This window comes from Kitasatospora sp. NPDC001660 (genome assembly GCF_053596725.1).
Genome location: NZ_JBSFGU010000035.1, coordinates 66,227 through 79,850, shown reverse-complemented (window position 1 = coordinate 79,850; position 13,624 = coordinate 66,227). Strand labels below are relative to the sequence as shown.

Genomic DNA, 13,624 nt, shown 5'->3' with positions numbered 1-13,624 from the left:
CCGCCCAGCGCTTGGCCGTGGTGGGCGAGACCTGGAAGCGCTCGGCGGCCCTACGCAGCGGCCAGCCGTCCTCGACCACGCAGCGGGCCAGGCGCAGACGTCCGGTCTCGGTCAGCGGTGCGTTACGGTGTGGCATGAGGGCCTTTCTGGCTGTAGGTGCAGATGTCGCAATCCACACCGAGCCAGAAGGCCCTCACTCATTTCAAGATCACCCGGCCGTGAGCCCTGTCACCAACCTCCGTGGTCAGTACACCTAGTCCTGGATGCGCCGCCAGGGACGGTCGGCCTCCAGGGCGTAGGCGAGTTCCAGGAGGAGGCGTTCCTGGCCGTGGGCGGCGGAGAGGTGGACGCCGATCGGGAGGCCGCTCGGGGCCGCGCCGGTGGGGAGGGCGATGCCGGGGCCGCCGGTGACGTTGTTGACCGGGGTGAAGGCGACGTAGCGCATCAGGCGCTCGATCAGCTCGTCGTAGGCCACGTTCGGGCTCAGGTGGCCGATCGGCGGCGCGACGTGCGCGAGGACCGGAGAGAGGATCGCGTCGTGGGTGCGGAAGATGCCCGCGTACGCGGCCTCCGCCTGGCGCAGGCGGCGCAGCACGCCCGGGGTGCGGCGGAACTCGCGCCGGTAGCTGCGGCGCAGACCGGTGGTCAGGCCGTCCAGGTCGCGGGCGCGGAAGCCGGGGTCGAGCATCAGCTTGCCGGTGGCGGCGATGACCCAGGCGATGTAGCCCCAGTACGAGACGAAGTCGCGGGAGAACTCCTCGCCGAAGGGCAGGGTCGTCGGCTCGACGTGGTGGCCCATCGCCTCCAGCCGGGCGGCGGTCTCCTCGACGGCGCGGCAGGTCGGCTCGTCGGTCTTGGCGATCGGCGAGTCCACCACGAGGCCGATCCGCAGCTTGCGCTCCCCCGGGCCCTCGACCAAGCCCACGGGCGGCAACTGCGGGTTCGCACGGTGGCGTTCGGCGGCGGCGAAGAACGCGGCGGTGTCGCGGACGGACCGGGTCAGGACGCCGTCGGTGACGATGTCGAGCGGCAGCTTGCCGCCCTGCGGGTTGGTGACCAGCCGGCCGCGGGTGGGCTTGAGGCCGACCAGGCCGCAGCAGGCGGCCGGGATGCGGATCGAGCCGCCGCCGTCGTTGGCGTGCGCGATCGGGACGACGCCGGAGGCGACCAGCGCCGCCGCGCCGCCCGAGGAGGCGCCGGGCGAGTGCGAGGGCTTCCACGGGTTGCGCACCGGCTGGGCGGTGGCGAACTCGGTGGAGGCGTTCAGGCCGAACTCGGGCATCCGGGTCTTGCCGAGGACGGCGAGGCCGGTGGCGAGGAACTGGTCGGCGAAGCGCGCGTTGCGCCGCGCCGGCCGGGCCCGGTAGGCGGCGCTGCCGTTGGCGGTGGGCAGGCCGCGCAGGTCCACGTTGTCCTTGAGGTAGGTCGGGACGCCCCACAGCGGCCCGCCGATGCCCTCCCGGCTGATCCGCGGCCGGTCGTAGGAGGCGTGCGCGACGGGCAGCAGCGTGTCGTCGATCCGGGCGGCGCGGGCGACGGCCGCCGCGACCAGTTCCCGGGGGTTGACCTCGCCGGCGCGCACGAGGGCGGCCAGCGCCACCGCGTCGTGCTCGCCGAGGGCGTCGTCGGTGAACGCGTGGATCCGCTCGTCGGCCATCCCGACTCCCCATTCCCTACTGACCGGTAGTCTCGCGAGAGGTTGGCAGTCTAAGCACGCGACGGCGCCCGCGGATAGCCCAGGGCCGTCCCCGTCACCCGACTGGAGGCCCGACCCCCCGCCTTTGCGCGAATGTTCGGCATGCGCCCCCGTGTTCGACCACCTGCCGCCCGGCGCTCGTCTCGCCGACTCCCGCCGGGGAAGCCTTCGTTCGCCGCCCCCTAACGCGGCGGCTCCGGGGGGCGGTTGGCGGCCAGCGACACCAGCAGGTGCTCGATCGCTTCGAGGCGCCGCTGGAGCTCCTCGACGTCGCCACGGGTGGCGCTCTGTTCGGCGGGCTTCAGGGTGACGAGGAGCTGTCCGTCGGGCTCCAGGCGGGCGCGGGCGACGCCGCTGACGTTGTCACCGTTCTGGACCCGGATGGCGTGCTCAAGTTCGGACGGGCGCAGCGCGAGGTCGTGCAGGGCGCCCGGGACGAGCGTGCCGTCCCGGACCACCGTCGTCGCCGTGCCCTCCAGCAGCCGGGCGGCGCGCGGGTCGCGGGCGAGCCAGCGGGTGACGGCGGAGTTGACCGCGATCAGGGTGACGGCACCGATGGCGCCGCCGAGCAGGCTGTTGTCGTTGCCGATGATCGCGTTCTGCACGACGTTGGAGAGCAGGAAGACGACCACCATGTCGAAGGTGTTCAGGCCCGCGAGCCCGCGCTTCCCGGCGACCCGGAAGAGGACCAGGATCAGGGCGTAGACCGCGATCGTGCGCAGGATCTTCTCGACGATCGGAATCTGGACGACTACCAGGTCATGCCACACGGCCGCGCTCCTCCACCCTCGGCTCCGCCCTCGACCGGACGGGGACCGACGGTACGCGCCCCGCCGGGGCCCGGCCAGCAGCCGCGGGCTACCTGCCGCGCCTGGGCTTGCCGCGCTTGGCGGCGGCGGCCTTCGGCTTCGGCTTCTGGCCCGTCTTCTGCGGCTGCGGCTTCCGGGCCGGCGCCGCCTTCTTCCTCGGCTCCGCCTTCTTCGCCTCCGCCGGCGCCGCCGCACCGCGCCCGCGCGAGCTGTTCACCGTCCGCCCCCGGACGATGCCGATGAACTCCTCGACGAGGTCCGTCGTCCGCTCCTGCGGCCACGACAGCGCGACCTGCGACTGCGGCGCGTCGGCGACCGCCCGGAACGTGAGGTCGCGCCGGTGGTGCAGCCGCGCGAGGGACTGCGGCACCAGCAGGACGCCGACGTTGGCCGCGACGAGCTCGATCGCGTCGCCGGTGGTGGCCGGGCGTTCGATGGCGGGGCGCCCGGGCAGGTCGGTCCAGCCGAGGGTGTCGTCCAGGGGGTGGAAGACGACGTCGTCGGCCAGGTCGGCGAGGGCGACCTCGTCGGCGGCGGCGAGCCAGTGGTCCTTGGGGAAGACGACCACGGTGGTCTCGGTGTACAGCGGGATCGCGCTCAGCACGTCCTTGTCGACCGGCAGCCGGACCAGGCCGGCGTCCGCGTCGCCCTCGCGCAGGGTCCGCTCGCCGTCGGCGGCGGGGACCGCGACGAGGTCGAGCGGGACGTCCGGAAGCCGTTCGCCCCAGACGCGCGCCCACTTGCCGGGGGTGACGCCGGGGACGTACGCGAGCCGGAAGGACGGGTTCACCTGCATGTCTGTCACAGGGCAAGGCTACCCACCGCGACAGGGAGCGCCCGCGCGCTCCCTTACCCTTGTCTGCATGACATCGCTCAAGCAGAAGACCAGCCAGACCATGAAGCCGGCCACCGCGGCCAAGAAGCTGGGGATCTACCTCGACGCGGCCCCGGCGAGCTTCCAGGACGGCCCGGTCTCCCGCGAGGAGCTCACCGCGCTCCAGGCGAACCCGCCGCAGTGGCTCCAGGAGCTGCGCCAGAACGGCCCGCACCCGCGCCCGGTGGTCGCCGCCAAGCTCGGCGTCTCCATCTCGGGCCTGGCCCGCGGCGGGGTGACCGAGGCGCTCACCACCGAGCAGATCGAGGCCCTCAAGGCCGAGAACCCGCTCTGGCTCCAGCACGAGCGCGCCAACCAGGTGGACGTCCGCAAGGAGACCGCCCGGATCAAGGCCAAGCACGAGAAGGAGGCCGCGCAGGCCGCGGCCAAGGCCGCCAAGGCCTGACCCACCTCCGCTCCTCCCGCACGCCGGCCGGATCGTCGGACCCGTGTGCCACGATGCTGCCGGTGTGAGTTCGCCCACGAGCGAGCGCACACCGGCAGCTTCTTTCGTCCACCGGGAGGGCCGGACACGGTAGCACTGGACGGCAAGGTCGCCCCGGTCGCGGGAGCGACCCGCGGCGCCCACTGCGGTCCCAGGGGTTGCCACCGGGTCACGTTTCGTCATAGGCAGCTCCCATGAACGAGCAGACCCACCAGGCCGAACTCGCCGCGCTCGCCGAGGAGTACTTCGCCGCCGAGAACGCGCACGATCCGTTCAACGCCACGCTCAGCGGTGTCGCGGGCCACGCCCACGAGGTGCCGGACCCGTCCCGGGAGGCCGCCCTGGAGCACCGCGCGGTGCTCCAGAACCTCGGGGCGCGGCTCACCGCGATACCCCTCGACGGCCTCGACGCGGAGGACCGCGTCACGCACCGCGTCCTCGCCCGGCTGATCGACAACGGCACCGGCCGGATCACCCACGGACTGGCCGACTTCAGCGTCTCGGCGACCGTCGCGGCGCCGCACAACGAGGCCTTCCAGTCCCTCGTCATGACCGCCGTCGACCAGGAGGGCGCCGACTCCTACCTGGAACGGCTGGTCGGCCTGCCCGGCTACTTCGACGCCGGCCTCCAGCGCTACCTCGACGCCGCCGCCGAGGACCGACGCCCGGTGCGCAGCGGCGTCGACGCCGCCATCGCGCAGCTCGACGGCTACCTCGCGGGGAACCTCGCCGACGACCAGCTGCTGCGCCCGCTGCAGGGCCGCCGCGAGGCCGAGCGCGCCAGGACGATCGTGCGCGACGCCGTGCGGCCGGCGGTGGCCCGCTACCGGGCGGGCCTGGCGCAGCGGCTCGCGCCCGGGGCCCGGCCGGACGACGAGGCGGGCGTGTGCCACGTGCCCGGCGGCGCCGAGGGCTACGCCGACGCCGTCGCCCGCTACACCCGCCCCGGGCTGGCCCCGGAGGAGATCCACCGGATCGGCCTGGACGCGGTGGCGGCGCTGCGCGAGGAGTTCGCCGAGCTGGGCGCCACGGTGCTCGGCGTCCGCGGCACCGACCGCGTGCTGGCCGCGCTGCGCGAGGACCCTGCGCTGCGGTTCGGCAGCGCCGAGGAGATCGTCGCGCTCGTCGACGACGCGCTGGAGCGGGCCCGCCGCGCGTCCGTCGACTACTTCCGCCCCTACCCGATCGCCGACTGCGTGACCCGCGAGATCGACCCGATCGAGGCGGAGACGGCGCCGCTCGCGTACTACCAGCCGCCGGGCCCGGGCGGCCTGCCCGGCACGCACTGGATCAACACGCTGCGCCCGCACACCCGGTTCCGGTACGAGTACGAGGCGATCGCCTTCCACGAGAGCGTGCCGGGCCACCACCTGCAGATCGCCGTCGCCCAGACCCTGCACCACCTGCCGGAGTTCCGGCAGAGGCCGAGCGGGCAGCTGACCGCGCACGTCGAGGGCTGGGGGCTGTACACCGAGCGGCTGGCGGACGAGATGGGGCTGTACAGCTCGGACCTCTCCCGCTTCGGCATGCTGTCGCTGGACGCGCTGCGCGCCGTCCGGCTGGTGGTGGACACCGGGCTGCACCACTTCGGGTGGTCGCGGGAGCGGGCGATCGCGTTCATGCGGGACAACACGGCCACCACCGAGGCCAACGTCCGCAACGAGATCGACCGTTACATCGCCTGGCCCGGGCAGGCCACCGCGTACCTGATCGGCCGCCGGGAGATCGTCCGGCACCGGGACCGGGCCCGGGCGGCGCTCGGCGGGCGTTTCGACGCCCGGGAGTTCCACCACGAGGTGATCGGGCACGGCAGCCTTCCGCTGGGCGTGCTGGACGAGCTGATCACGGACTGGATCGCGGCGCACTGACGTCCGGGAGCGCCGCGGGGTGGGGCCGGCCCTTGCCCGTCGGGACCGGCGAAGGCCGGCCCCACCCCCCGAACGGCCCGTCAGAACCGCACGGCCTCCGGGGACGACGCCTCTCCCTTGGTCCCGGCCACGTGGACGGTGCGGCCCAGCACGGCGAAGTCGACGGAGTCCAGGCCGGGGCCGGTCAGCGTCTCGCCCGGGACGGCGGGCGCGCCGAAACGATTCCGCGTGCCGGGCCACGGCCTCCCACGCCCGACGTGGCATCACCCCTTTGGCCCCTTTGACACGATAGTGTCCGCTGGCGCGGTATTCGGCGGCCCGCCGGCCCGCAGCTCACGCACACCCATCTGGAGGAACTCGTGCCGGCTCCCGCTCGCGGTGCCCTGGCCATAGCCGCGGCCGTCCTGCTCGCCGCGGCCGCAGGCTGCTCGTCCGACACCGGACACACCGCCAAGCCCGCCCACACCAGCGCGGCCGCGAAGGGCTCGGCCCCGGCGGCCGGCGACGCGGCCGGCGCCCACGCGATCCCGGTCGGGCCCGGCCCCAAGCCCTCGTACGACGTGCAGGCCCAGCCCGCCGCGGGCACCTGCAAGTACCGCTACACCGCCGACAAGCAGCCGCTGCCCGACCCGAACTGCACCCCGGGCGCGACCAGCCCGGCGGTCACCCAGGCCAACCTCAACGACACCGTCTGCAAGCCGGGCGGCTACACCTCGGGGATCCGCCCGCCGGCGAACATCACCGGCAAGGAGAAGGCGGAGAACGCCAAGTCCTACGGCTACAACGGCCCGATGGGCGACGGCGAGTACGACCACCTGATCAGCCTGCAGCTCGGCGGCGACCCGAACGACCCGCGCAACCTGTGGGTCGAACCGCCGTCCCCCGACCACGTCCCGGGCAAGGGTCCGAACAACCCCAAGGACACCGTCGAGACGCACCTGCACACCGCGCTGTGCAAGGGCCAGGCCACCCTCGCCGCCGTCCAGCAGGCCATCGCCACCGACTGGACCACCGCCGAGGCCAAGCTCGGCATCGGCAAGGGCGGCGCCCCGAGCGCCGGACCGGACGCCGACGACGACGACCAGTGACCCGGCCGGCCGTCGACGGCGTCTGACCTGCGCTCCGGTCAGGAGCCGAGCAGCTCGACCAGCTCGGCGACGGCGTCGAACGGCCGGGACTCCGCGAGCTCCGGCCAGCGCGCGGGCCCGCTCGCCGCGCGGTGACGCCCCGGAGACGAACCGGCGCGGCGAGCCGCTGCAGCGGTACTCGAGGTCGCGGTCGTCGAAGTCCGCCTCGGCGGGCAGCGCGACGAAGCGCACCCGGCCTGCTCCGCCGCACCCGCGAACCGGCCGCCGCCGAGGAACACCGGGGCGAGGGGGCGCGCTCGGCGAACGCGGCGTCGGCCGGTCCGGCGGCGAGACGAGCACAGCGGGTTCATCATCGAGAGGTGGGCACGGGCGAATGCCCCTGCCGAGCGCAGCGAGGTGGGCGCATGAGGCCGGACGCGGCCGTCGTCGGCACCGGACCCAACGGGCTCGCCGCGGGCGTCACCCTCGCCCGGGCCGGACTGCGCGTCGCCCTCTTCGAGGCGGCCGACACCATCGGCGGCGGGCTGCGCACCACGCCGCTCTTCGACAGCGACGTGCGGCACGACGTCTGCGCGGCCGTCCACCCCATGGCCGCCGCCTCCGCGTTCTTCCGCCGCTTCGACCTGCCCGCGCGCGGCGTCCGACTGCTCCAGCCCGACATCCCGTACGCCCACCCGCTGCCCGACGGACGGGCGGCGGCGGCCTGGCGCAGCCTCGCCCGCACCGCCGCCCACCTGGGCCCGGACGGCCGGCGCTGGACCCGCCTCCTCGGGCCGCTCGCCGACCGTTCCCGCGCCGTCGTCGACCTGTTCCTGTCCGACCAGCGCACCGTGCCGGACGACCTGCTCGCGCCGCTGCTCCTCGCACCGCGGGTGCCGGCGCTGGCGTCCGGGTGCACGCCGTTCAAGACGGAACCCGCCCGCGCGCTCCTGACGGGCGTCGCCGCGCACGCCGTCGGCAGGCTCCCCTCGGTCGCCTCGGCCGCCGTGGCGCTCCTGCTGGCCCACACCGCGCACAGCACCGGCTGGCCCCTCCCCGAGGGCGGCAGCGCCCGCATCGCCGACGCCCTGGCCGCCGACATCACCGCCCACGGCGGCGTCCTCCACACCGGGCAGCGCATCCGCGACCTCGCCGAACTCGGCGACGTCCCGCTGGTGCTCCTCGACGTCGGCCCCAAGGAGTTCCTCGCCGTCGCCGGCACCCGGCTCCCCGAGCGCTACCGGCGGGCGCTGCGCCGCTACCGGTACGGGCCGGGGGCGGCGAAGGCGGACTTCCTCACCGACGGGCCCGTCCCGTGGAGGCACCCGGTCGTGGGGCGGGCCGGCACCGTCCACCTCGGCGGCACCCGGGCCGACATCCTCCGCCAGGAGACGGCGACGGCGGCGGGCGTCCCGGTCGAGGACCCGTTCGTGCTCGTCGTCGACCCGGCCGTGACCGACCCGACCCGTGCGGTCGGCGGCAAGCGCCCGATCTGGGCGTACGCCCACGTCCCCCACGGCGACCCCCGCGACCCGGTGGACCTGATCCGCCGCCGCATCGAGGAGTACGCGCCCGGCTTCGGCGACACGATCGTCGCCTCGCGCGGTCTTTCGGCTCGGCAGTACGAGGCCTACAACCCCAACTACGTCGGCGGCGACATCAGCGCGGGCGCCCTCACCGTCCGCCAGTCCCTGGCCCGGCCGGTGGCCCGCTGGAACCCGTACGCGACCCCGCTGCCGGGCGTCTACCTCTGCTCCGCCGCCACCCCGCCGGGACCGTCCGTCCACGGCATGTGCGGCCACCACGCGGCCCTCACCGCGCTGCGGCGCCACCACGGGATCCGGGAGGCCCCGGAGTTGGCACCCTAGGACGGCATGAGGGCAGGCCGTGAGCCCGCGCGTGCGGTCGGCGTCCGGCGCAACCCCTCATCGCCGCCTCAACGCCCCAGCACCGCACCGCCGTTGAGCCCGATGACCTGTCCGGTCAGGTAGCCGGCCGCCGGGGATGCGAGGTAGCCGACGGCCTCGGCCACGTCGTCCGGGGTGCCGGCGCGGCCGACCAGGGTGTCGGCCACCTTCTGGGCGTGGAAGGCCTCCGTCCAGCCGTCGCCGAATATCTCGGTGTCCTCGATGTAGCCGGGCGCGAGGACGTTGACGGTGATCCCGTCCGGCCCCAACTGCCGTGCCAGGCCGAAGGCCCAGCCGTGCAGGGCGGCCTTGGCGGCGGCGTACGAACCCAGCGAGTGCGGGCCCGCGCCGCCACGCTGGGCCGCGGCCGAGCTGATGACGACCAGGCGGCCCCCGGGCCGGCGCAGCCGGTCCTGCAGGGCGGTGGTGAGGAGGACGGCGGAGAGCAGGTTGCCGTCCAGGTCCTGCCGCCAGGAGCGGGCGAGGGCGGCGAGGCCGGTGTCGGCTGGCGGGGTGACGATGGCGCCCGCGTTGTTCACGAGGGCGTCCACCGGGCCGAGTTCGGCGATCCGGGCGGCGACCGCCTCGACCGCCGCGGGGTCGGTCAGGTCGACGGGCATGGGCAGGATCCGGCCCGGCCCGGCGGTCTTCTCGATCGCGTCCCGGGCCTCGTCGAGGACGGCCGCGCGCCGCCCGAGGATCGCCACCCGGTGCCCGTCGGCGGCGAGCCGGGCGGCGATCGCCCGGCCGATGCCGGTACCGCCGCCGGACACCACGGCGAGTCGCTCCTGTGTCATCTCGCGGCCCCCTCAGGCGTCGTAGTAGTCGCGCATGAGCTCCGTCGACCACGCGGGCTGGCGGACCTCGCCGATCGGGCCGAACTCGGCCAGGTACGGCTTGATGTCGAGCACGGGCGTGCCGGCCACCGCGTCGAGGCCGGCGACGTGCAGGTCGAGGCCGTCCACGCGGAGCAGCGCGCAGCGCGAGACGCCGAGCCGGTTGGGCCGGTTCTTGCCGCGCTGGGCGAAGATGCCGACCAGCGGCCAGTCGGTGTTGCCGCGCGGGTGGCGGGCGCCGGTCTCGACCTTCTCCACCGGGACGCGGTCGAAGTGGTAGACGATCTCCAGGTGGGAGAAGTCCGCCAGCCCGTACAGCGCCTCCTCGGTGAACTGCTCGCCGTCCAGCCGGACGATCGCGGTGACGCCGCCCCAGCGGTCGTCGACCACCTCGTCCCGCCCGCCGACGACCCGGGCCACCGGCCTCGAAGTCACGTCCATGAATCCCCCGTTCGTCACGTGATCACTTCGCATCGTAGCCCGTGCCCGAGGTGAGCCGGTCGGCCATTACCAGGAGGTCGGGCGTGCGCAGCACCCGCCCGCCGAAGCCCGGCAGCGGCACGTGCAGGGACTCGGTCCAGCCCGCCGGTATCGCGGCGAGGCCGTACACGGCCCCGGCCAGCGCGCCGGTGACGGCGGCGACGGTGTCGGTGTCCCCGCCGAGGTCGATCGCGGCGCGGACGGCGGCCGGGTAGCCGTCGGTGGTGCGCAGCGCCCAGACGGCGGAGCCGAGGCAGGGCCAGACGGCGCCATTGGCCTCGGTGGCGCGGCCGGGGTGCCAGTCGGGGGCGAGGACGGTGGCATAGCGCTCGCGGTGGGCAGGGGCGATGTGGGCCAGGGTGGCCGGGATCGCGGCGAGCGGGTCGGCGCCGTCGAGGGCGTGGCGGACGAGTTCGTGGAGGATCGCCGTGCCCTCCCAGGCGGCGCCGTCGCCGTGGGTGAGGGCGGAGATCCGGCGGGCGGCGGCCATGGTGGCCTCGCGCCCGGCGCGGGCGGAGGGGGCGGCGCGCATGAGGGCGCCGTTGCCGGCGGCGCGGATGGTCGAGTTGAAGTGGACGGCGGCAGCGAGGTCCCAGGCATGGCCGTTGGTGAGGACGTCCTCGGTCTGGATGCCGATGTCCTTGGGCTCCGCCGCCGCCCAGCACCGGAAGCGGGCGAAGATATCCGGAAGGTCCAACTCGCCCTTTTCGATCAGGGATTCGGCGACGAGGACGGCCATCTGCGTGTCGTCCGTCGCCTCGCCGCGGTCCCAGCCGCCACCGGCGACCATCTCACCGTCTCCGTCACCGTCGGGGAAGCGCGCCGAGAAGGCTCCGGCGGGCCCGAACTCGTACGGCGCGCCGAGCGCGTCGCCCACGGCGGAGCCGATCACCGCGCCTGCTGCGCGTTCCTGCCAGTCACGTCGGGTCATTCGGGCAGGTTAGCCGCCGGGGTCGGGTGCCGGAGGATGTCGAGGACCACCGCGCCGTCCACCGTCTCCTGGGCGACCAGCAGGGTGGCCAACTCGTCGAGGTGGTGGCGGTGTTCGCGCAACAGGCCGACGGCGCGCCGTTCGGCGCGGCGCAGGAGGGTGGCGACGGCCTCGTCGATCGCGCGCTGGGTCTCCTCGGAGTAGGGCCGGCGGAGCAGGTCCTCGGGGCTCTCACCGAGGTAGTGCGGCGAGCCGGAGGCGTAGCCGACCGGGCCGAGGTCCGGGGAGAGGCCGAACTCGCGGACCATCCGGGTGGCGACCGAGGTGGCGCCCGCGAGGTCGTTGGCCGCGCCGGTGGACCCCTCGCCGAAGACGACCAGCTCGGCCGCCCGTCCGCCGAGTCGCACGGTGAGGAGGTCGGTCAGGTAGCTCTCGCTGTACAGGTGCCGCTCGGCCTCGGGGAGCTGCTCGGTGGCGCCGAGGGCGACGCCGGCCGGGAGGATGGTGACCTTGGCGACGGGGTCGGCGTGCTCGCACAGCGCGGCCATCAGCGCGTGCCCGGACTCGTGGACGGCGACGGCGTGCCGTTCCTCGGGCAGCAGCGCGTTGGATGATTCGCGGCGGCCGAGCAGGACGCGGTCGCGGGCGGCGTCGAGGTCGTCGGCGGTGATGGTGGCACGGTCGGCCCGGACGGCGTTGATGGCGGCCTCGTTGACGAGGTTGGCGAGGTCGGCGCCGGAGAAGCCGGGGGTGCCGCGGGCGATCCGGTCGAGGTCGACGTCCGGGGCGAGGGTCTTGCCGCGGACGTGGACGGCCAGGATCGCGGCCCGCTCGTGCTGGTTGGGCAGCGGCACGGTGACCTGCCGGTCGAAGCGGCCGGGGCGCAGCAGGGCCGGGTCGAGGGCGTCGGGCCGGTTGGTGGCGGCGATGACGACGATGCCGGTGCTCTGGTCGAAGCCGTCCATCTCGGCGAGCAGCTGGTTGAGCGTCTGCTCGCGCTCGTCGTTGCCGCCGATCCTGGAGCCGCCCGCGCGGCGGGCGCCGACGGCGTCGATCTCGTCGATGAAGATGATGGACGGCGCGCGTTTGCGGGCCTCGTCGAAGAGGTCGCGGACGCGGGAGGCGCCGACGCCGACGAACATCTCGACGAAGCCGGAGCCGGTGACGGAGAGGAACGGTACCTCGGCCTCGCCGGCGACGGCGCGGGCGAGCAGGGTCTTGCCGGTGCCGGGCGGGCCGACCATGATCACGCCGCGTGGCCCCTTGGCCCCGGCGGCGGCGTACCGGTCGGGGCTGCGCAGGAAGTCGACGACCTCGCTGACCTCCTGCTTCACGCCCTCGTACCCGGCCACGTCGGCGAAGCCGGTGGCGGGCCGCTCGGCCTCGATGATCTTCGCGCGGGAGCGCCCGATCGCGCTCAGGCCGCCGGTGACCGAGCGAGCGGCGAGCCGGCCGGACCACAGGAAGAGCGCGCCGAAGACCAGCAGCGGGAGGAACAGCAGCAGCGTCGACCAGATCGATCCGCCGCCGCTGTGGCTGCCGGTGACGTCCACGTGCTGAGTGGAGAGGGCCTGGCTGAGCTGGGAGGTGTCCAGGGCGGTCGGGATCTGGCTGGTGAAGTGGGTGCCGTCCTTGAGGGTGCCGCTGACGCCGCCGGTGTCGTTGACGTCCACGGTCTTGACCTGGCCCGTGTCGACCCGGCTGACGAAGTCGGAGTACCCGTACCGGGTGCCGGTCGAGCCGGGGGCCTGGACGACGAGCAGCAGGATCAGCGCCAGCAGGCCGCCGACGGGCAGCAGCCAGCGGCGGAGGTCCGGGGGCGGTGGCGGCTTGGACGGGTTCGGCTTCGGGCCGCCGGGCGAGGACGGGCCCGGCGGGGTGGCCGGGTGCCGGGTCGCGCGCAGGCGGATCCGTGCGATCATCTGCGCTCACCGCCTCTCCGGAGGCGGACGGGCGGGGTGACCGCCGGGGCCTCCGTCTCCATGATCGGACGAGATGGCCCCGGGCGGGAGTGGAACCGTCCCGGCCCCCCTGCGGTTCGTCAGGAGAAGTCGAGCGACCCCGTCCGGGTGCGCTTCAGCTCGAAGAACTTCGGGTACCCGGCCAGGGCCCGGACGCCGTCGAAGATCTTCACCGCGTCCTCGCCGCGCGGGATCGCGGTCAGCACCGGGCCGAAGAAGGCGACTCCGTCCACGTGGATCGTCGGCGTGCCGACCTCCTCGCCGACCGGGTCCATGCCCTCGTGGTGGCTCTTGCGCAGGGCGATGTCGTACGCGGTGCTGTCGGCCGCGTCGGCGAGGTCCTCCGGCAGGCCGGCCTCGGCCAGCGCCTCGCGGATGACCGTCGCGTCGGCCTCGCGGTCCTGGTCGTGCAGGCGGGTGCCGAGCGCGGTGTACAGGTCGCGCAGCACGTGCTGGCCGTGCCGTTCGGCGGCGGCGATGCAGACCCGGACCGGGCCCCAGCCCGTGGTCATCAGGCGCTGGTAGCGCTCGGGCAGGCCCTCCCGGCCCTCGTTGAGGACGGACAGGCTCATCACACGGAAGGTCAGGTCGAGCTCGCGCTCGCGCTCGACCTCCAGGATCCACCGGGAGGTGATCCAGGCGAACGGGCAGATCGGGTCGAAGTAGAAGTCAACTCTCGTGGTCACGGTGAGGAGCCTAGGCCGCCGAGTGGACTGCCCGACAGAGCCAATCCGGGGCCGATCCACTGCG

At 74.4% G+C, this 13,624-nt stretch carries 13 protein-coding genes; 4 read left to right on the top strand and 9 right to left on the bottom strand.

Going from position 1 to position 13,624, the window contains the following annotated elements; all coding sequences use genetic code 11:
* From ACWCXH_RS29365 to ACWCXH_RS29350, 4 genes are all read right to left on the bottom strand, one after another.
* The coding region (locus ACWCXH_RS29365; protein ID WP_449804506.1) for a helix-turn-helix domain-containing protein at positions 1-136 on the bottom strand (136 nt) is incomplete at its 3' end.
* A 117-nt stretch (positions 137-253) separates the two neighbouring features.
* Positions 254-1,657 (bottom strand): amidase, encoded by a 1,404-nt coding sequence (locus ACWCXH_RS29360; protein ID WP_449804500.1) that lies wholly within the window; start codon positions 1,655-1,657, stop codon positions 254-256.
* Between the two features lie 221 nt (positions 1,658-1,878).
* Positions 1,879-2,466: a DUF421 domain-containing protein gene (locus ACWCXH_RS29355; protein WP_449804499.1), complete on the bottom strand. Its 588-nt coding sequence runs from the start codon at positions 2,464-2,466 to the stop codon at positions 1,879-1,881.
* 88 nt (positions 2,467-2,554) lie between these two features.
* On the bottom strand, positions 2,555-3,301 hold the full coding sequence (locus tag ACWCXH_RS29350; protein WP_449804505.1) for a LysR family substrate-binding domain-containing protein: 747 nt from the start codon (positions 3,299-3,301) through the stop codon (positions 2,555-2,557).
* Positions 3,302-3,368: 67 nt separating this feature from the next.
* Here ACWCXH_RS29350 and ACWCXH_RS29345 point away from each other — a divergent pair, with 67 nt between their 5' ends.
* The 4 genes from ACWCXH_RS29345 to ACWCXH_RS29330 all read left to right on the top strand — a co-directional run bounded on the left by ACWCXH_RS29345 (position 3,369) and on the right by ACWCXH_RS29330 (position 8,627).
* Complete coding sequence (locus ACWCXH_RS29345; RefSeq protein ID WP_449804498.1) at positions 3,369-3,785, top strand: DUF5997 family protein; 417 nt, start codon at positions 3,369-3,371, stop codon at positions 3,783-3,785.
* Between the two features lie 233 nt (positions 3,786-4,018).
* Entirely contained in the window at positions 4,019-5,692 is a 1,674-nt protein-coding gene (locus tag ACWCXH_RS29340; protein ID WP_449804497.1) for a DUF885 domain-containing protein, read from the top strand.
* Positions 5,693-6,051: 359 nt separating this feature from the next.
* Positions 6,052-6,780 (top strand): hypothetical protein, encoded by a 729-nt coding sequence (locus ACWCXH_RS29335; RefSeq protein WP_449804496.1) that lies wholly within the window; start codon positions 6,052-6,054, stop codon positions 6,778-6,780.
* A gap of 404 nt (positions 6,781-7,184) precedes the next feature.
* Positions 7,185-8,627 (top strand): phytoene desaturase family protein, encoded by a 1,443-nt coding sequence (locus tag ACWCXH_RS29330; protein ID WP_449804495.1) that lies wholly within the window; start codon positions 7,185-7,187, stop codon positions 8,625-8,627.
* A 68-nt stretch (positions 8,628-8,695) separates the two neighbouring features.
* Here ACWCXH_RS29330 and ACWCXH_RS29325 read toward each other — a convergent pair whose 3' ends face one another.
* From ACWCXH_RS29325 to ACWCXH_RS29305, 5 genes are all read right to left on the bottom strand, one after another.
* Complete coding sequence (locus ACWCXH_RS29325) at positions 8,696-9,463, bottom strand: SDR family NAD(P)-dependent oxidoreductase (RefSeq protein ID WP_449804494.1); 768 nt, start codon at positions 9,461-9,463, stop codon at positions 8,696-8,698.
* A 12-nt stretch (positions 9,464-9,475) separates the two neighbouring features.
* Positions 9,476-9,943, bottom strand: a complete 468-nt coding sequence (locus tag ACWCXH_RS29320; protein ID WP_449804493.1) for an SAM-dependent methyltransferase — start codon at positions 9,941-9,943, stop codon at positions 9,476-9,478.
* A gap of 22 nt (positions 9,944-9,965) precedes the next feature.
* Positions 9,966-10,913, bottom strand: coding sequence for an ADP-ribosylglycohydrolase family protein (locus tag ACWCXH_RS29315; protein WP_449804492.1), 948 nt, complete (start codon positions 10,911-10,913; stop codon positions 9,966-9,968).
* The gene (gene ftsH, locus ACWCXH_RS29310; RefSeq protein ID WP_449804491.1) at positions 10,910-12,835 is read right to left on the bottom strand and encodes an ATP-dependent zinc metalloprotease FtsH; all 1,926 of its coding nucleotides are present in this window, start codon (positions 12,833-12,835) and stop codon (positions 10,910-10,912) included. Before ftsH ends, ACWCXH_RS29315 begins: the two co-directional genes overlap by 4 nt.
* Positions 12,836-12,954: 119 nt before the next feature.
* Entirely contained in the window at positions 12,955-13,560 is a 606-nt protein-coding gene (locus ACWCXH_RS29305) for a mycothiol-dependent nitroreductase Rv2466c family protein (RefSeq protein WP_449804490.1), read from the bottom strand.
* Between the last annotated feature and the right edge of the window lie 64 nt (positions 13,561-13,624).

What these genes read in the sequence shown, in the direction of transcription:
- ACWCXH_RS29360 (WP_449804500.1), bottom strand. Translation starts at nt 1,657, where the DNA reads ATGGCCGACGAGCGGATCCACGCGTTCACCGACGACGCCCTCGGCGAG.
- ACWCXH_RS29350 (WP_449804505.1), bottom strand. Translation starts at nt 3,301, where the DNA reads ATGCAGGTGAACCCGTCCTTCCGGCTCGCGTACGTCCCCGGCGTCACC.
- ACWCXH_RS29345 (WP_449804498.1), top strand. Translation starts at nt 3,369, where the DNA reads ATGACATCGCTCAAGCAGAAGACCAGCCAGACCATGAAGCCGGCCACC.
- ACWCXH_RS29340 (WP_449804497.1), top strand. Translation starts at nt 4,019, where the DNA reads ATGAACGAGCAGACCCACCAGGCCGAACTCGCCGCGCTCGCCGAGGAG.
- ACWCXH_RS29330 (WP_449804495.1), top strand. Translation starts at nt 7,185, where the DNA reads ATGAGGCCGGACGCGGCCGTCGTCGGCACCGGACCCAACGGGCTCGCC.
- ACWCXH_RS29325 (WP_449804494.1), bottom strand. Translation starts at nt 9,463, where the DNA reads ATGACACAGGAGCGACTCGCCGTGGTGTCCGGCGGCGGTACCGGCATC.
- ACWCXH_RS29320 (WP_449804493.1), bottom strand. Translation starts at nt 9,943, where the DNA reads ATGGACGTGACTTCGAGGCCGGTGGCCCGGGTCGTCGGCGGGCGGGAC.
- ACWCXH_RS29315 (WP_449804492.1), bottom strand. Translation starts at nt 10,913, where the DNA reads ATGACCCGACGTGACTGGCAGGAACGCGCAGCAGGCGCGGTGATCGGC.
- ftsH (WP_449804491.1), bottom strand. Translation starts at nt 12,835, where the DNA reads ATGATCGCACGGATCCGCCTGCGCGCGACCCGGCACCCGGCCACCCCG.